Genomic DNA, 17,475 nt, shown 5'->3' on the forward strand with positions numbered 1-17,475 from the left:
ACCGATGAGCGATGTGGTGCTCTGGTGTTTCCGGTGCACGAGCGCGGCGAAGGGCTGGTGGGCGTATGACGGCAGGCCGGACGGATCCCGTGGTCAGGAGCCCGTACGGGGCCGTACGCGGCAGGTACGAGCGGGGAGTCGCCGTGTTCCGCGGCATCCCGTACGCGGCGCCCCCCTTCGGCCCCCGCCGCTTCCGCCCGCCCGTACCCCTGCCGCCCTGGGACGGCGTCCGCGACGCCGTCGACTTCGGCCCCACCCCGCCGAAACCCCCGTACTCCGAGGCCTTCGCGCACTACCTCTCCGACCCGGTCGTGCCGGGCGACGACTGCCTCAACCTCAACATCTGGACCCCCGAGCCGGGCCCCGCGGCCCGGCTCCCCGTTCTCGTCTGGCTGCACGGCGGCGCCCTGACCAGGGGCTCCTCCGCCGTCCCCGTCTACGACGGCCACGCCTTCGCCCGCGACGGCGTGGTGTGCGTCTCGGTCAACTACCGACTGGGTGTCGAAGGCTACGGACTGTTCCCGGACACGCCCCCGAACCCCGGCCTGCGCGACCAGATCGCCGCCCTGACCTGGGTGCACGAGGCCATCGAGGCCTTCGGCGGCGACCCCGGCCGCATCACCCTCTTCGGCCAGTCCGCCGGGGCGATCAGCATCGGCGCCCTCATCGCCGCCCCGCAGACGCAGGGGATGGTCCGGCGTGCGGTCCTGCAGAGCGGGCCGCCCGAGGCGTCCGAGCGAGCCAAGGTACGGCGCATGGTGCGCCGCATGGCGTCCCGGCTGAAGATCCCCGCCACCGCCGAGGCCTTCGCCGCCGTCGACCGCGACCTGCTGCTGCACACCCAGGCCGAGGTGGGCAGGCTCAGCAGCCCGGTGGTCGGCGGCCCTGCCTTCGGCATCGTCGTCGACGGTGACACCGTCCCGCGCGACCCCCTTCAGGCCCTCACCGAGGGCGGTGCCGCCGAGGGCGTCGAGCTGCTGATGGGCTGGACCCGCGACGAGTACCGGCTGTGGCTGGTCCCGGGCGGGCTCCTGGAGCGCGTCGACCGCCTCGGAGCCGTCGCCTTCGCGGGAGCCATGGCCCGCTGCCACTGCGGCAGCGAGGTCCCGCGCGGCTACCGCGCCCTGCACCCCGAGGCGGGTACGGCGGAGATCGTCGGCCAGCTGGTCACCGACCACCTCCTGCGCATCCCCCTGCACCACCTGGCCGACGCCCGTACGGAACCGTCCTACGTCTACGAGTTCGCCTGGCCGTCGAACCTCCCCGGCCTCGGCTCCTGCCACGCGCTGGAGCTCGGCTTCGTCTTCGACACCGGGGAGGTTCCGGAGGCCCGCAAACTGGCCGGGGAAGGCGCCCCGCAGGAACTGGCCGACGCGATGCACGCCGCCTGGGTCCGCTTCGCCACGGACGGCGACCCAGGCTGGGAACGCTGGGACGAGACGCACCCGGTGCGCGTCTTCGGAGACCGCGCGCCGGACGCCGAGGACGGTCTGTCCTACACGGCGCACGGTCCCCGCGACCGCGAACTCGCCCTCTGGTCGACCGACGCGGCGCTCACGCCGGAGGAACCCGCACCCGCGTCGCCCCCGGCGGACGCCTCGGCCACCCGTAGCGCGGAACTGCGGTCGGCCGTACGGCGGCTGCGGCGCGCCGGGGCACTGCGCCGGCACTGACGCCGCTCACGCCGGTGGCGGCCCCACCGAGTCCCGCACCACGACATGCGTGCCCAGCAGCAGGTGTTCGTCCGGGGCGCCCGGCGTGTGTTCCAGGGCCGTGCGGACGGCGAGGCGCCCGAGCTCCTCGTAGGGGACGTGGACCGTCGTCAGGGCGGGGTGCAGGTCGCGGGCGAAGGGGATGTCGTCGTAGCCGGCGAGGGAGACGTGGCCGGGGACGGTCAGGCCCGCCTCGTGCAGGGCGGTCAGGGCACCGGCCGCCACCATGTCCGTGGCAGCCACGACGGCCGTGAAGTCGAGGCCGTCCTTGAGGGCTTGCTGCACGAGGCGGTGGCCCGCGTCCCGGGTGAAGTCGCCGTGCAGGAGGAGGGAGGGGTCGGGGGTGAGGCCCCGGGCCCGGTGGGCGGCGAGATAGCCGCGCTCACGGCCCAGGGCCGTGGTGTGGTCCGCCCGGCCGCCGAGGAACAGCACCCTGCGGTGCCCCTGGGCGAGGACATGGGCGACCAGGGTGTAGGCGCCGCCCTCGTTGTCGTACTCGATGACCGTCACCGGCGCGCCCGGGTCCAGGGGCGGCCTGCCGCACAGGACCAGGCGGGAGCCGGCCGAGGCGAGGGAGTCGGCCATGCGGTGGGTGCGTTCGCGGTACTCGGGGGTGTCGGCGGTGCCGCCGACCAGGATCACGGCGGCGGCGCGCTGAGCGCGCATCATCTCGACGAACTCCACCTCGTGCCGGACGTCGCCCTCCGTGCTGCACACCAGGCAGAGATGGCCGAGGCGGGTCGCCTCGCGCTCCACGCCGTGCGCCATGTGCGCGAACGACGGGCCGGTGATGTCCTCCAGCACGAAGGCCAGCGTGGGCGTGCCGACACCCGCGACCGCCTTCGCCCGCGCGTCCGCCACGTAGTCCAGCTCGCGGACCGCCCGCATCACGCGCCCCCGCGTCGCCGCGCTCACCGGATACACACCGCCGAGCACCCGTGACACCGTCGACGCCGAGACCCCCGCGCGGGCCGCCACGTCCCGGATGGTGCTGCGGCTCGCGTCCCCGTTCTTCCTCGTCATGACTGCCTCGTCTCTTCCGGGCGCCGGTCCGCACCCACCCCTCAGGAACTGCGGCAACACCATGGAAACCGGTTCCCTGGACGGAGGCTAGCAGTGGGGAGGTCAGCGGAGGAGGGTTGTGCGCGCACTGGTGACCCGGTGCGGAGCATGTCGCTCCTATGCCGCCCCCAGCGTCCCCGCGATGCCCGCGATCGCCTCCGGCCCCACCCGGCAGCAGCCGCCGATCAGACGGGCGCCGGACTGCTGCCAGCCCTTCACCTGGCCGGCGGTGAAGCTGGCACGGCCGGTCCAGGCGCGGGCGTCGGCGTCCCAGGTCTCGCCGCTGTTGGGGTAGACGACGACCGGCTTGCCGGTGACCCGGGCGGCGATCGCGGCGGCGGTGTCCGCGTCCTTCGGCGCGCAGCAGTTCACGCCGACCGCGATCACCTCGTCCACGTCGGCGGCCAGTGCGAAGGCCTCCTCCAGCGGCTGTCCGGCGCGCGTGCGGCCACCGGCGACCGAGTACGTCAGCCAGGCCGGCACCCCGAGCCCGCGCACCGCCCGCAGCAGGGCCGCGGCCTCGTCGGCGTCGGGGACCGTCTCCAGGGCGAGGACATCGGGACGGGCGGCGGCCAGCACCTCCAGGCGGGGGCGGTGGAAGCGCTCCAGCTCGCCGGCCGTGAGGCCGTAGCGCCCCCGGTACTCGGAGCCGTCCGCGAGCATCGCCCCGTACGGGCCGGCCGAGGCCGCCACCCACAGCGGGCGGGAGACGCGGGCGAGCCGGGCCGCGTCCCGGGCCAACTCGATGCTGAGCGCCATGAGTTCGGCCGCCCGGTCGTGGCCGATGCCGTGCTTGGCGAAGCCCTCGAACGTGGCCTGGTAGCTGGCCGTGATCGCCACGTCCGCGCCGGCCCGGAAGTACGCGAGATGAGCCTCGGTGATCGCCTCCGGCTGCTGCGCGAGCAGCCGCGCCGACCACAGCTCGTCGCTCAGGTCGTGCCCGGCCGACTCGAGCTGGTTGGACAGGCCGCCGTCGAGGACGACCGTCCCGGCGGAGAGGGCTTCGGCGAGGGTGAGGGTGCTGGTCATACGGACGACCGTAGTCGAGACCCGGCGGCGGACCCCAGCCGAATGTGTCCGGTACATGAACAGGTCGCCCAACATGTGGGACGGCAGGTTACGATCACGGCCCTCCCTCCGCTCCCTCTCCGCTCGTCAGGAACGCCCATGACCGTCCCCAGCCCCGCCGAGACCGCCGAACCCGCCGAGCCGGCCCCGGCGCCCCCGCCCCGCCGCACTTTCGGCCTGGCCGCCGCCACGGCCCTGGTCATGGGCAACATCATCGGCGGCGGCATCTTCGCCCTGCCCGCCACCGTCGCCCCCTACGGCACGGTCAGCCTGCTCGCCTTCGTCGTGCTCTCGGTCGGCGCGGTCGCCCTCGCGCTGCTCTTCGGCAGGCTGGCGCGGCGCAGCCCGGTCACGGGCGGGCTGTACGTCTACCCGAGGGACGCGTTCGGCGAATTCGCCGGGTTCCTGTCGGCCTGGTCGTACTGGACGATGTGCTGGGTCAGCATCGCCGCCCTGGCCGTCGCCGTCGTCGGCTACGTCGACGTCCTGATACCCCTGCACGGCAACCACGTCCTCCAGGCCGCCGTCGCCATGGCCGCTCTGTGGCTGCCCGCCGCCGCCAACTTCGCGGGCACCCGCTGGGTCGGCGCGGTGCAGGTCGTCTCCACCGTCCTGAAGTTCCTGCCGCTGCTCCTGCTGGCCACCGTCGGCCTGTTCTTCGTCGACACGGACAACTTCGGCCCGTTCAACGCCTCCGGCCAGAGCGTCTCCGGCGCGCTGGCCGCCTCCGCCGCGCTGCTGCTGTACAGCTTCCTCGGGGTCGAGTCGGCCGCCGTCAGCGCGGGCGAGGTCCGCGACCCCGAGCGCACCGTCGCCCGGGCGAGCGTCCTCGGCACCCTGGCCTCGGCCCTGGTCTACATCCTCGGCACGGTCGCCGTGTTCGGCCTCGTCCCGCACGGCCGGCTCGTCGACTCCGGCGCACCGTTCGCCGACGCGGTGAACGCCCTCACCGGCAGCTCCTGGGGCGGCACGGCCATCGCCCTGGTCGCCGTCGTCTCGATCACCGGCTGCCTCAACGGCTGGATCCTCATGGCCGCGCAGATGCCGTACGCCGCCGCGCGCGACGGTCTCTTCCCCGCGCCCTTCGCCCGGGTCGGCAAGGGCGGCGTCCCCGGCTTCGGCGTCTGGGCCTGCGCGGTCCTCGGCTCGCTCCTCATCGCCCTCAACTACACGGCGGGCCCGGACACCACGTTCCGCGTCCTCGTCCTGATCACCACGTTCACCGGCTGCGTGCCGTACCTGCTGTCGGCGGCGGCCCAGCTGTACTGGCTGGCCCGCGGCACCACCGACCGCGTCCGCCCCGCCGGGCTGGTCCGTGACCTGATCGTCGCCGTCCTCTCCTTCGGCTTCTCGTTCTGGCTGATCGCGGGCGCCGGATACGCGGCCGTCTACCAGGGCGTGCTGTTCCTGTTCGCCGGGATCCCGGTGTACGTGTGGCTGCGGGGACGCAAGGACAGGGCGGAGGCGACGGACAGGGCGGAGACGGCGGCATAGCATCGGGGCATGCCCGAGATCGCTGTCGCTGATGCCGAAGTACGTGAGGTCCTGGGAGTACCGGCGAAGGAGGCGGTGTTCGAGCCGCTCACGCACAACCCGTGGAACGGCGTCACGGCCGGGGTGTGGCGGGTCACCGCCGGCGGACGCGCGGCCGTTTTGAAGGTACTGACGCGGACCAAGGAGACCAGCGTCGGCTGGGCCGCCTCCAACGACCCACGGCACTGGAACTTCTGGCGCCGCGAGGCGTACGTCTACCAGTCGGGGCTCGCCCAGGTCTGGCAGCCGCAGGGCCTGCGCGCGCCCCGGCTGCTGGCCTGCGCCGAACGCCCCGACGGCGACCTGGCGTTGTGGCTGGAGGACGTGCCGGGCGAACCGGCGACCGCCTGGCCGCTCGCCCGGCACGTCGAGCACGCGCACCGGCTCGGGGCCGCGCAGGGCGCGGTGGGGGCCGGGGAGGACCGGCCGTGGCTCTCGCAGGGCTTCCTGCGCGACTACACGGCCGGCAAGACGACGGGCCAGGACCTGCTCGACGACGACGAGGCCTGGCAACACCCCCTGATCCGGGAGCACTTCCCGGCGGGCCTGCGCGCGGACATGGTCCGCCTCCACCACGACCGCGAGTGGTTCCTCACGGTGATGGAGTCCCTGCCGCGCGCCTTCTGCCACCTCGACCAGTGGCCGGCCAACGTCCGCTCCGAGGGCAGCGGCAGTGTCGTCCTCGACTGGGCGTTCGCCGGGGACGGCGCGCTCGGCGAGGACCTCGGCAACTACCTCCCCGACTGTGTCTTCGACCTGTTCGTCCCCGCCGCCGACCTGCCCGGCCTGGCCAAGGCGGCGTACGACGCCTACCTGCACGGCCTGCGCGTCAGCGGCTGGCGCGGCGACGAACGGCTCGTCCGGCTCGGCGTGTGCGCCTCCGCCGTGAAGTACGACTGGCTCACCGCGCTGCTGCTCGCCCGGGCGGACGACGAGCAGCCGGCCTACGGCGGCCAGGAGTCCGTCCCCGCCCGGCTCCGTTACCGCGAACGCGGCCTGACCCTCGCCTTCCTCGCCGACTGGGCGGCCGAGGCCCGGCTGCTGGCGCCCCAGCTGGGCTTTCCTCAGGCACCGAGCGGCCGCTGACACCGGACGCCGCACACGCACGTCCAGGAGAAGGGAAGGGCATGGCCCGCGTCGTCGAGTTGTCGTACTACCCCGTCAAGGGATGCGCCGGTACATCGGCGACCGAGGCACTGCTGACCCCCGCCGGACTGGCGCACGACCGCAGCTTCATGGTCGTCAGTGAGGAGGGCGTGTACCGGACCCAGCGCCGGGATCCCCGGCTGGCCGTCATCCGGCCCGCCGTCACCGCCGACGGCGAGCGCCTCACACTCAGCGCGCCGGGGACCGAGGACCTGCACCTGTGGGTGGACACCACGGGCACCCGGCGGAAAATCGACCTGTTCGGAACCGCTTACCAGGGCATCGACCAGGGCGACACGGCAGCCGGCTGGCTCTCGGAGGTGCTGCGCACCCCGAGCCGGCTGGTGCGCGTACCGCCGGAACACGACCGGGTGACCGACGGCCTGACGCCCGGCACCTCCGGCTACGCCGACAGCTGCGCGCTGCACATCGTCTCGCGCTCCACCCTCGACCTCCTCAACCGGAAAGTGAGCGAACGCGGCGCGAGCCCGCTGCCCATGAACCGCTTCCGCCCCAACATCGTGGTCGACGGCGTGGACGCACTGGACGGCGGGGACGACCTCGACGGCTGGGACGAACCGCACACCGAGGACCGCGTCCGCCACCTCCGCATCGGCGACGCGGAACTGGGCTATGCCAAGCTCGCCATCCGCTGCGCCGTCACCCTGGTCGAGCAGCAGTCCGGGACCAGGGCGGGCCCGGAACCCCTGCGCACCCTCGCCGGCTACCGGCGGGCCGCCGAGGGCGGTGTCGCCTTCGGCGCGAAGTTCGCCGTGCTGCGACCCGGCCGGGTGTCCGTCGGCGACGACGTGGTCGTCACGTCGTGGGGCGAGTCCGAGCTGTGAGCCTCACCGCCGCGCGCGGCCCGCGTGCCGACCGCCGCCACGGTGGCGCCGGCCGCGTCGCGTCGCCATCGGCACGGCGAGGCTGACGACGAGGGCCAGCCCGAGCGCGTACGGCCACCAGCCGAAGCCGACGTCCTCGGAGGCGCCGGCGCTCCGGGGCGCCACGGGGCCGGACGCGGACTCCCCGGGAGCGGTGGGGGAGGGGCTCGGGACGCTTCCGGCCGTCAGGGCGACGTCGTTGCCGTCCCCCGCCCGGTAGTCGATGCGGTAGGTGGTGTCGCCCAGCTTCAGACGGGCGCCCTGCCGCAGTCCCTTGAACGTTCCCGAGATCCTGCCGTCGCCCTTGTGGTCGAGGACGCTGATCTCGCGCGCGGCCCGGGCCCGGCCCGCTACCGCCGACACGTCGAGGTCCCCGGCCAGCCGCACGGCCCCCGTCACCTTCAACGGCCCGTCCCTCAGCACCAGGGAACCCTTCGGGCTCTGCGTGTAGGCGCCGCGCACCGTGAGGCCGGTCGTCACGGCACCGTCGTTCGTCACCGCTCCCGTGACCGTGCCCTTGCCGCTGAGCGCGGTCGCGACGCGCAGGCCGGCCGGGCCGGCGTCCAGCCGGGCCGTGGCCGCCGTGAGCCGTACGGCCCTGCTGTGCGTGAGCGTGGCGCCGTCGCGAAGGGCCAGGGTGCCTTGGGAGACGGTGGTCGTCCCGGTGTACGTGACGGCCGGCCCCGTCAGGGTCGTCGTGGCGGTTCCGGACTGGGTGAGTGAGCCGCTGCCGCCGATGCGGGACAGGGTGAGGGGCCGTTTCGTGTTGCGCAGGACGAGTGAGCCGTCGTTGACGACCTTGTAGTGGCGGCCCGCCGTGTACAGCCCGCTGTCCCCGCCGCGCTTCCCGCTGCCCAGCCGGAGTACCGCCCCCTTCTCCACCGTCGTGGAGCCGTCGTAGTACTGGACGGCCGCGAAGGTCACGTCGTTGCCGGGGGTTTTGGCGATGACGATGTCGCCGGCGCCGGGGGCCGAGAGGGTGTCGTGGAATACGCCGCCGCCGATGGGGGCGCCGAGCGTCACCGGGCCGTTGTAGGCGAAGGTGAGGCGGGAACGGGAGCGGGCGGCCAGGAGGTTGATGTAGACCGTCTCGGCGGTGCCCGGCATGAAGATCTTGTCGGTCGTGCCGTCGCCCCACTGGACGTTCGCGCCCTTGATGTTGGTGCCGCGTTTGTTGACGTTCTTGCGGGCGGGCGTCCAGTTGAGGGCCGGGTCGCTGAGCGACGGGTCGCTGTCGCCGCCCCGGTCCGACCAGCTGTACTGGCCGGTGAGGATCACCTTGCTGCCGGGTCGCGACTGGACGTTGATGTCGCTGCCGTACTCGCGCTGGTAGAAGTCCATGCCCATCGTGACGGTCCGGCCGAGCGGTGTGTCGACGGTCCAGGTGCCCTGGTTGAGGATCTTGCGGACGTTCGGGAGCGAGGTCGCGTACTCCGGGCGGCCCGCGTTCAGCTGCGTGCCGTTGTCGATCACCCCGGAGAAGGAGTGGGTGCCCGACAGGTCCCAGGTGCCCCAGAGGAACCTCGGCTGGGTGATCAGCCCGGAGCCGCTGATGGTGCCCAGGTTGTACGCGCTCGTCAGTGACAGCCGCAGCGTGCCGTCCACCCGGATGTTGTCCTGGTTGAGGCGGAACGCCGGGGTGTTGTACGGGAAACGGCCGATCAGACCCGTCGTACCGCCGTCGCCGTACTGGAGCGTCGCGCCGCGCTCCACGGTGACCGCCGGCGGGTCGGGGCGGGTGACGGTGACGTACGGGTGGTTCCCGCCCGCGATCCGCACCCGCTGCCGCCGTCGCGACTCGGGGAGCGTGAAGTCGCTGTCCCGGGTGAGGACCAGGGTCCCGCTGCCGCGCACCGTGAGCGTGCCCTCGCCGCGGAACACGCCGTCGTACGTCGTCGTCCCCGGCGGCACGGTGACGACCGTGTCGCCCGTGAGCGTCACGTCCCGGTCGGCCAGCACGTCGGCGGTGACGTCCCGGGGCCCGGCCGCCACCGCCGGGGGAGCGGCGAGGAGTGAGGCGACCGCCGCGAGGACTCCGGCGGCCGCTGCTGTGGTGTGGGTGAGGCTGTGCACGGGAGGGGAGACGGGGGCGGCGGGCGGCCGATAACAGAAAATTCGGCGGTTGCTGTCAGCCGCTGAGCTTGAACTTCGATCGGCGTTTCCCGAGCGGTTCAGCACAAGTGTCGGTCGATGGCTGCCAGGCGGCGGGCTTCGGCTGTGACGTCGACAGTGACCTGGTCCACTGTTCTGTCGATGTATTCGACGAGGTCGTACTCGTCGTCGAGCTCGGCGAGCCGCTCAGTCATGGGCCAGCTCATGTCCGTAGCGCTGGTGGATCCGGAAGGCGAACGCCCGAGGTGTCAGCGCGCCCGCGAGCATGCGTCGTCGCGCGCCATCGTGCACGACTGCGGGCCGCCGAACCGGGCCGCTCTCGGGGCGGGGCAACCAGCAAGGTCCACCTCGCTGCCTACCGTTGTCCATCATCCTCACCCCCGGTCAGGCTACGGACAGCCCCGCTTCGTCCCGGTCCTGGAGAAGGTCAAGGTGCAGGGGCGCGTCGGCCGTCCCCGGACCCGGCCGGATGCGGCCGCCGGCGATAAGGCGAACTCCTCCCACGCCAACCGCGCCTACCCGCGCAGACGCAACATCAAGGCGGTGATCCCGGAGAAGACCGACCAGGCCAACCGTAAGCAGAAGGGACGCTCAGGGGCCGCCCGGTCAGCCATGACACCGCGCTCCACAAGGACCGCGACACCGTCGAACGCTGCATCAACAAGTGTCCGCCCGTGGAGCGAGCAGTTCGGCCAAGTGGTCGGCGATGACGTTGCGCATGACGTCGGGGGTGTCGACGTCCGGGCGCATGGCCGCGTGTACGGCGAGTCCGTCCAGCAGGGCGTGCAGGCGTGCGGCCTCCCGGTCCGGGTCGCGGGCCGGATCGATGAGCTCGGTCACGAGACCGCGGCAGACCGCGCGGAGCGCGTCGTATCCCTCGTCGCGCAGGGCCCGTAGTTCGGGATCGGTCATGGCGCGGGCGGTGAAGGCCAGCCACACCTCGTTCTCCGCCCGCCGCTGGTCGTCCAGTGGCAGCAACTCCGCGAGGACGCGTGCGGCGCGATCACTCGGGTCGCCACCGGGGGCCAGTGCCGCGATCCGCTGCGTGATTCCCACGATGACCATCCGCAGCGCGAAGGTCATGAGCTGGGACTGGGTCGCGAAGTAGTGCCGCAGAGAGCCCATCGAGAGGCCCGCCTCACGTGCCACGTTGCGGACCGAGGCGTGCTCCAGGCCGTCGCGGCGGACCACGCGCCACACCGCCTCGGCCAGCTCTCTACGACGGAGCCGGGGATCGACCACCTTCGGCATGGCTCTTTTATAACACAGCCGTGCTACATTGCCCTCAGACCTTCATGGCACAGTCGTGCTAAATAAATCGCGGAGGCTCCGATGCAGCTCACCCGCTCCACGACCGCCCCGGAAACCAAGCCCGACCGACGTGCGTCCTTGCCGCGTTCATGGGCCGTATGGGCGGCCGCCCTCGGCTGGCTGGCCGTCTGCGCCCTCGTCCTCGCCGTCGCGGGAGACCGGCTGCCCTTCGCCTGGCCGGCCGGCACCGGGCAAAAGACCGCCGACCATCTTCTGGAAGCCAACATCGGCCTCGTAGAGGCCCTGCTCCTGATGGCCCTCGTCTGCCTGCTCACCCGATGGCGAGCACGCCCCGACCTCGCCGCCCGAGCCCCTGAACGCGCCCAGGCACTGCGCGAGACCCTCCTGCTGCTGGCCTACGGAGCCGCCGGTCTCACCCTCGGATACGTCCTGGCTCGCGCACTCGGCTGGCACCCCTTCGGCTTCCACCTCGCCGGCACGCTCTACGGAACCCACGAGCACGTCACCGCGGCCGAGGCCGTCACCTGGGCGCTCTACAACCTGGTCGTGTACGCCCTCGTCCCTCTGCTGTACTTCCGCCGCCGCTACACCACAGAACAGCTCTGCCTGCGCTCCGCCGACCGCCGGGCCGACGCCGTCCTGATCGCTGTCGTCCTCGTCGCCGAGTCGGTGGTCCAGTTCCTGGTACTCGAACCCGAACTCCTCGACCTCGGCGGACGCCGGCTGTTGCTCGGCCTGCCCCTTGCGTTCACGCTCTACCTCGCGGGCGCGGTACTCCCCGCGATGATCTTCATCTACGCGATTCTGCTGCCCCGCATACTCAAGCTCACCGGCTCGACCGCGGCCACGGTGGTCCTGGGCGGCCTCACCTACACCGCGTTCCACCTGTGGGACGCCTGGACCCGGTTCGGTTCGCCCGACGACGCCGTGCTGTCGGTGGCCTTCCTGCTGCTCACGTATTTCGCCCCCGGCATGATGAAGTCGGTGCTCACACTGCGTACGGGCAACGCCTGGGTCCACGTCTGGGCGTACCACGCCCTGGCACCGCACACTCTGGCGGACACTCCGCACGTGGTGCACATCTTCCGTGTCTAGAGCGCTCGGGCGTCTTGTCGTAGCGGGTGGCCAGCCCTCGCCATTCCTTGCACTCCTTTGAACTCGCGGGGGTGGCCCTCAGGCTTCCACGCCGGTCCCGGCCCGTCGGTTGCTCTGTGAACCGCTCAGTGCCGGGCGAACTGAACCCGTGTCGCCTGTTTGGCGTCCGGGCGGACTGCGATGCCGTCCACGGTGAGTTGTTCGCCGTAGATGTCGGTGAGCCGCAGCGGGCCGCCGCAGCCGGTGCCGGAGGGGGAGAGGAAGTAGTTGTACTCGGTGCGGGTCAGCCGGGTCCAACCGCTGCCGGACCTGACCTCCAGCCGGGCCAGCGGGTTGCGGTGGCCGAGGGCCTGGATGCCGCACCAGTGGCTGCTGGAGCCGGACTTGTAGCGGATCGAGACGGTGTCGGACGTGTCGGGGCTCAGCAGGCTCCAGGTGACCGGGATCCGGCCGGCGGAGAGGCCGGCCAGCTTGGCGAAGGCCTCCTTGCTGAGGTCGAGTTGCCCGGGGGCGCAGGGCAGCGGGCATTCGTTGGTGATCCGGACCGTGACGGAGGCGCCGTTCGCCGCCCGGACGAGGATGTACGCCCCGCACGCCTTGGACGTCTCGTAGTCGGTGTGGTTCATCGCCGCGACCATGAGGTCGGGGCTCGGACCGTACAGGCAGGCGCCGTCGCCGTCCGCGGCGTCGTAGTGGGTGGCGACCCCCTTGTAGGTGACCTGGGGCTGGATACGTCCCGCCAGCGGTGCCGTGCCGGACACCGGCCGTGGGGTGGAACGCGGGGCGTCGGTGGGCGAGGGGCGCTTCGACGGGGTGGTCGCGGTCGGCGTCGGGGACGCCTTGGACGGCTTCGGCTTCGGCTTCGGCTTCTGCTTCTGCTTCGGGCTCGGTTCGGCCCTTTGTTCCGGTGTCGCCGCCGGGGCACCCGATCGGTTGGCCGCGGTGGGCTCCGCAGCGGCCCGCACGGCGTTCGGCTCGCTGTCGGGGCGGAGTGCCGTCATCAGGGACAGCAGAACTCCCACCGCTGCCACGGCGACGGCGAGGACGAGGGCCGTGCGCCGCTTGCGGAGGGGACGGCGGCGGGAGTGGGTTGCCACGGTTGCGTCCTTACGTGGTTCAGGGGAATCGCGCTTTCGACCCACCAGTCGTCACCCGGGCCGGAAAGGTTGCCCCCTTTCCCGCAGCCGTCTCTCTTCGTCCCGTCAGACCCGTTGACCTCCTGGTGGCACACCCTTACCTTTTCGGCGTTCGTAATGACAGATGGTGTTCGACATGTCAGACGACGTTTCGGACAACGCCGTGTGTCCCCCAGCGAGAGGCAGGCCCCTCCCCATGAGCCGCGACCGCGACCACGCTCTGCCCGAACCCCCCAGCCGCAGACTGCTGCTGAAGGGCGCCGCAGCCGCCGGTGCCCTGGCCGCCGTCCCCGCCGTCCCGGGTGTGGCCCAGGCCGCCACCCCGGCCAGGTCCCCGAAGCCGGCTCCGTTCGTGAACCCGCTCGTGCGCAACCGGGCCGACCCGCACATCAACCGGCACAAGGACGGCTTCTACTACTTCACCGCCACCGCCCCCGAGTACGACCGCATCATCCTGCGCCGCTCCCGGACCCTGAACGGCCTGGGCACGGCCGCCGAGTCCGTGATCTGGCGGGCCCACCCCACCGGCAACATGGGCGCGCACATCTGGGCGCCCGAACTGCACCGCATCGGCGGCAAGTGGTACATCTACTTCGCCTCCGCGCCCGCCGAGGACGTGTGGGCGATCCGCATATGGGTGCTGGAGAACGCCCACCCCGACCCCTTCAAGGGCACCTGGGTGGAGCGGGGCCAGGTGAAGACGGCCTGGGAGACGTTCTCCCTGGACGCCACCACCTTCACCCACCGGGGCAAGCGCTACCTCGCCTGGGCGCAGCACGAGCCCGGGCTGGACAACAACACCGGCATCTTCCTGTCCGAGATGGCGAACCCCTGGACCCTGAAGGGCCCTCAGGTCCGGCTCTCCACCCCCGAGTACGACTGGGAGTGCATCGGCTTCAAGGTCAACGAGGGCCCGTACGTCCTCAAGCGCAACGGCCGCCTCTTCATGACGTACTCGGCCAGCGCCACCGACTTCAACTACTGCATGGGCCTGCTGACCGCCGACGCCGACAGCCACCTCCTGGACCCCATGAGCTGGTCCAAGTCGCCGACGCCGGTCTTCACCAGCAACGACACCACCAAGCAGTACGGCCCCGGCCACAACTGCTTCACCGTCGCCGAGGACGGCCGCACCGACGTCCTCGTCTACCACGCCCGCCAGTACAAGGAGATCAACGGCGACCCGCTGAACGACCCCAACCGGCACACCCGTGTCCAGAAGCTCGGCTGGAAGCCGGACGGCACTCCCGACTTCGGCATCCCGGTGGCCGACACCGTGAAGACGGGTGAGTGAGATGAGACGCGCCTGCGCGGTCCTCCTCGCCCTGTGCCTGGGTGTGTTCGGCGCCCTCGCCACCGCCGGCCCCGCCCAGGCCGCGCCCCAGACCGTCACCAACGGCACCCAGTTCAAGGACACCTCCGGCAACCCCGTCCACGCGCACGGCGGCGGCGTCCTCAAGGTCGGCTCCTACTACTACTGGTTCGGCGAGCACCGCAACGCCGACAACACCTTCCGGTACGTCGACGCCTACCGCTCGACCGACCTGAAGAACTGGGAGTTCCGCAACCACGTCCTGACCGAGGCCAGCGCCCCCGAGCTGGCGACCGCCAACATCGAGCGGCCGAAGGTCATGTACAACGCGTCCACCGGCAAGTTCGTGATGTGGATGCACAAGGAGAACGGCACCGACTACAGCGAGGCCCGTGCCGCCGTCGCCGTCTCCGACACCGTGGACGGCAACTACACCTGGAAGGGCAGTTTCCGCCCGCTCGGCCAGCACATGTCCCGCGACATCACGGTCTTCGTCGACACCGACGGCGCCGGGTACATGGTCTCCGCCGCCCGCGAGAACTACGACCTCCAGATCTACCGCCTCACCGCCGACTACACCGGCATCGCGAGCCTGGTCGCCAACCCCTGGCCGGGCGGCCACCGCGAGGCCCCGGCCCTGTTCAAGCGGAACGGCGTGTACTTCATGCTGACCTCGGGTGCCACGGGCTGGAACCCCAACCAGCAGCAGTACGCCACGGCCACGAACCTCGCCGGACCCTGGTCGGCCATGAAGAACATCGGCGACTCGACGGCGTACGGCTCGCAGACCGCCTACGTCCTTCCGGTGCAGGGCAGTTCGGGTACCTCGTACCTCTACCTGGGCGACCGCTGGGGCAACTCCTTCGGCGGGACCGTCAACGACTCGCGGTACGTCTGGCTGCCGCTGACCTTCTCCAACTCGACCACCATGGCCATGACCTGGTCGCCGGAGGTCACCGTCGACACGGCCGCCGGAACCGTCTCCGGCACGAGCGCCACTTACCACACCCTCATCGCCCGCCACTCCTCCAAGTGCGCGGACGTGACCAGCCAGTCGCTCTGGGCGGGAGCCCAGCTCAAGCAGTACGACTGCAACGGCGGCACCAACCAGAAGTACTGGTTCAAGTCCGTCGGAAGCGGTTACTACCAGCTGATGGTCAGGAACAGCTCCCTGTGCGTGCAGGAGAACGCGAGCACGGTCACACAGGAGAACTGCTCCTCGGCGACGAGCCAGCAGTGGTCGCTGACCACCACCGGCTCCTACGTCAACGTCAAGTCCCGTGCGTCCGGCGAGTGCCTGGACGTGAACGGCGCGTCCACCGCCAACGGTGCCGCGCTCATCACGTACACGTGCAACGGGGGCACCAACCAGCAGTGGACGCGCGGCACCTGACCCGGCTCAGGCCAGCAGGTCGATCGCGTCGATCGCCGTCCCCGCGCTGAGGAAGCCGGTCGTCCCCGACCCGCTCACCACGTTGATCCTGAGCACGTTGTACTGGCTCGGGTCCGTCTTCCAGGCGGACGCCGGGACGCTGTACGTGAACGTGTGGTTGTTGCCGCGGTAGGAACCGTTGGTCAGCGACCGGGTGTTCGGCTGGGCGGGCGGGGACGGGATGGCGGACGTCCAGGCGTCGTTCACCGTCACCTGCGGGCGGCCGTTGGCGTACGCCGTCGTCACGCCGATGCGCAGGGTGTGCGCGGCCGCCGCCTGGGCCGCCGTCAGCCTGAAGTACACGAGGATGCCGCTGTTGACGTCCTTCCAGAGGTAGCAGGGGAACGCCGCGGTCGCGTCGTTGCCGATGACGACGTTCCCCGTCCAGGACGCGGCCCGTACGTCGGAGGGATGCGCGTACGTCATCAGGTCCGCGTTCTTGAACCCGCCCGGCGTGCCGTTCCAGTCGCCGATCCGCCAGATCGCGCCGGCGTTGGAGGGGTCGTTGGAGGACGGGATCGCGATCGTGTTCAGGGTGGTCGTGCCGCCCGCCGACACGCTCACCGACGTCGTGTGGACCGCCAGCTCGCCCTTGTAGACGGTCAGCGTGTACGTCCCCGGCAGCACACCCGCGATGGAGAAGAAGCCGTCCGAGGAACGCGCCGGACCCCAGTACTGCGCCGCCGAGTTGGCGAGCCCCACGGTGTACGGATACGCCGTGTTCCGCCCGGATATCCCGACCCCGGCCACCTTGCCCCGGCCGCTCGCCGGTACGTACCCGGCGATGCCGAGCGAGTCGGCCCAGGGCGTGGTCAGCGTGCCCGGGAACAGCGCCGAGGAGGGCGCCCCGCCGTCGGTGAAGGCGATGACGTACGGGCCCTGGAGGCCGAACCGCTGGTCCTCGGTCTGGTTCTGGCCGTAGTAGAGGATCTCGTACAGGCCGCCACCGTCCGCGCTCTGGTGACGCAGCAGCGAGCGGTAGAAGGGCCCGCCGGAGGCCTTCTCGTGGTTGCTGCGCACCATCCACAGACCGACGCCGCCGGCGGACCAGCCGATGTGGTCGTAGTCCATGACGCGCCGCTTGGAGTAGTGCTTGGAGCGGGTCTGCCCGTCGGACTTCCGGAACACGTCCGAGGCCTCGATGGTGGTGGGCGCGTACGTGTAGGAGTCGGGCTCGTCGTTGAGGAACGCGCCCTTCTTCACGCGCACGATGTACCGGGTCGCCGAGACGGACGTGTCGGCCTTGTTGGTCCACAGGTAGACGTTGTTCTCGCCGCTGCGGGCCGCGTAGTAGTGCCTGAGCGTGCCGTGCGTGACCGAGACGAGGATCGTCGAGCCGGACTGCCTGATGCTCACGGTGGAGGAGCCGAGGCCGGACTCGATGTGCGAGTTCATGCCGCCGTAGCCCTGGTACTCCGTGCCCCGGTAGACCAGGGAGGTCAGGTCGCCGGTGGACTTGCTCACCTTGAACACCAGTTGGGCGCCGGTGTCGACGACGTAGTTCGAGCCGTCGTCGCTCCAGCCGAAGCCGGCTGCGTGTGCCGTGCCGGTCGTCGTGCCGGTCAGGGCGGTGCCGGCGGCGGCGGTGGCGCCGAGGACGAAGGCGCGGCGGCCGACCGGTCTGTTCGCGGATCCGGGCATGGGGGGTGCCTCCTTCGGGAGGTGGGGGGCTGCGGTGTGAGCGAGGGTGACAGTTGAATCGATTTCGCGA

Annotated in this window: 14 protein-coding genes and 1 pseudogene; 8 read left to right on the forward strand and 7 right to left on the reverse strand. The window is 71.5% G+C overall.

The features are described from left to right. Positions 1–65 precede the first annotated feature (65 nt). Entirely contained in the window at positions 66–1,673 is a 1,608-nt protein-coding gene (locus ACFZDA_RS02600; protein WP_391073716.1) for a carboxylesterase family protein, read from the forward strand. A 6-nt stretch (positions 1,674–1,679) separates the two neighbouring features. Here ACFZDA_RS02600 and ACFZDA_RS02605 read toward each other — a convergent pair whose 3' ends face one another. Together ACFZDA_RS02605 and mmuM are read right to left on the reverse strand one after the other, a co-directional pair. Beyond that, positions 1,680–2,735 carry a substrate-binding domain-containing protein gene (locus ACFZDA_RS02605; RefSeq protein WP_391073718.1) on the reverse strand — a complete coding sequence of 352 codons (1,056 nt, stop codon included), beginning with the start codon at positions 2,733–2,735 and terminating at the stop codon, positions 1,680–1,682. Positions 2,736–2,891: 156 nt separating this feature from the next. Next, positions 2,892–3,803, reverse strand: coding sequence for a homocysteine S-methyltransferase (mmuM, locus tag ACFZDA_RS02610; protein ID WP_391073722.1), 912 nt, complete (start codon positions 3,801–3,803; stop codon positions 2,892–2,894). A gap of 138 nt (positions 3,804–3,941) precedes the next feature. On the opposite strand from mmuM, the gene ACFZDA_RS02615 reads away from it, so the two are divergent. From ACFZDA_RS02615 to ACFZDA_RS02625, 3 genes are read left to right on the forward strand one after another with little or no spacing between them, the layout of a single operon-like run. Further along, complete coding sequence (locus ACFZDA_RS02615; RefSeq protein WP_391073724.1) at positions 3,942–5,336, forward strand: amino acid permease; 1,395 nt, start codon at positions 3,942–3,944, stop codon at positions 5,334–5,336. A 9-nt stretch (positions 5,337–5,345) separates the two neighbouring features. Next, the gene (locus tag ACFZDA_RS02620) at positions 5,346–6,461 is read left to right on the forward strand and encodes an aminoglycoside phosphotransferase (RefSeq protein ID WP_391073726.1); all 1,116 of its coding nucleotides are present in this window, start codon (positions 5,346–5,348) and stop codon (positions 6,459–6,461) included. A 41-nt stretch (positions 6,462–6,502) separates the two neighbouring features. Next, entirely contained in the window at positions 6,503–7,366 is an 864-nt protein-coding gene (locus ACFZDA_RS02625; RefSeq protein ID WP_391073729.1) for an MOSC N-terminal beta barrel domain-containing protein, read from the forward strand. Between the two features lie 3 nt (positions 7,367–7,369). Here ACFZDA_RS02625 and ACFZDA_RS02630 read toward each other — a convergent pair whose 3' ends face one another. After that, the gene (locus ACFZDA_RS02630) at positions 7,370–9,478 is read right to left on the reverse strand and encodes an autotransporter-associated beta strand repeat-containing protein (protein WP_391073732.1); all 2,109 of its coding nucleotides are present in this window, start codon (positions 9,476–9,478) and stop codon (positions 7,370–7,372) included. A gap of 98 nt (positions 9,479–9,576) precedes the next feature. After that, positions 9,577–9,711, reverse strand: coding sequence for a hypothetical protein (locus tag ACFZDA_RS02635; protein WP_391074622.1), 135 nt, complete (start codon positions 9,709–9,711; stop codon positions 9,577–9,579). 84 nt (positions 9,712–9,795) lie between these two features. Between ACFZDA_RS02635 and ACFZDA_RS02640 the strand changes: the two are divergent. Next, positions 9,796–10,182 (forward strand): annotated as a pseudogene (locus tag ACFZDA_RS02640) (IS5/IS1182 family transposase); the annotation flags it as partial. Here ACFZDA_RS02640 and ACFZDA_RS02645 read toward each other — a convergent pair. Continuing rightward, entirely contained in the window at positions 10,175–10,768 is a 594-nt protein-coding gene (locus ACFZDA_RS02645) for a TetR family transcriptional regulator C-terminal domain-containing protein (RefSeq protein WP_391073735.1), read from the reverse strand. The pseudogene ACFZDA_RS02640 and the gene ACFZDA_RS02645 overlap by 8 nt on opposite strands. 81 nt (positions 10,769–10,849) lie before the next feature. On the opposite strand from ACFZDA_RS02645, the gene ACFZDA_RS02650 reads away from it, so the two are divergent. After that, complete coding sequence (locus ACFZDA_RS02650; RefSeq protein ID WP_391074625.1) at positions 10,850–11,884, forward strand: hypothetical protein; 1,035 nt, start codon at positions 10,850–10,852, stop codon at positions 11,882–11,884. 125 nt (positions 11,885–12,009) lie between these two features. On the opposite strand, the gene ACFZDA_RS02655 is transcribed toward ACFZDA_RS02650, so the two are convergent. Next, complete coding sequence (locus tag ACFZDA_RS02655) at positions 12,010–12,981, reverse strand: expansin EXLX1 family cellulose-binding protein (protein WP_391073738.1); 972 nt, start codon at positions 12,979–12,981, stop codon at positions 12,010–12,012. Positions 12,982–13,216: 235 nt separating this feature from the next. Here ACFZDA_RS02655 and ACFZDA_RS02660 point away from each other — a divergent pair, with 235 nt between their 5' ends. Then, positions 13,217–14,314: a family 43 glycosylhydrolase gene (locus tag ACFZDA_RS02660; RefSeq protein ID WP_391073741.1), complete on the forward strand. Its 1,098-nt coding sequence runs from the start codon at positions 13,217–13,219 to the stop codon at positions 14,312–14,314. Position 14,315: 1 nt separating this feature from the next. Further along, a complete protein-coding gene (locus tag ACFZDA_RS02665; RefSeq protein ID WP_391074568.1) occupies positions 14,316–15,725 on the forward strand; it encodes an RICIN domain-containing protein in 1,410 nt (469 codons plus the stop codon). A gap of 6 nt (positions 15,726–15,731) precedes the next feature. Here the strand turns inward: ACFZDA_RS02665 and ACFZDA_RS02670 are convergent, their stop codons facing one another. Then, a complete protein-coding gene (locus tag ACFZDA_RS02670; protein ID WP_391073744.1) occupies positions 15,732–17,405 on the reverse strand; it encodes a rhamnogalacturonan lyase B N-terminal domain-containing protein in 1,674 nt (557 codons plus the stop codon). Positions 17,406–17,475 lie beyond the last annotated feature (70 nt).

Origin of the sequence: Streptomyces sp. NPDC007991 (assembly GCF_042958445.1) — a bacterium.
Classification (GTDB): domain Bacteria; phylum Actinomycetota; class Actinomycetes; order Streptomycetales; family Streptomycetaceae; genus Streptomyces.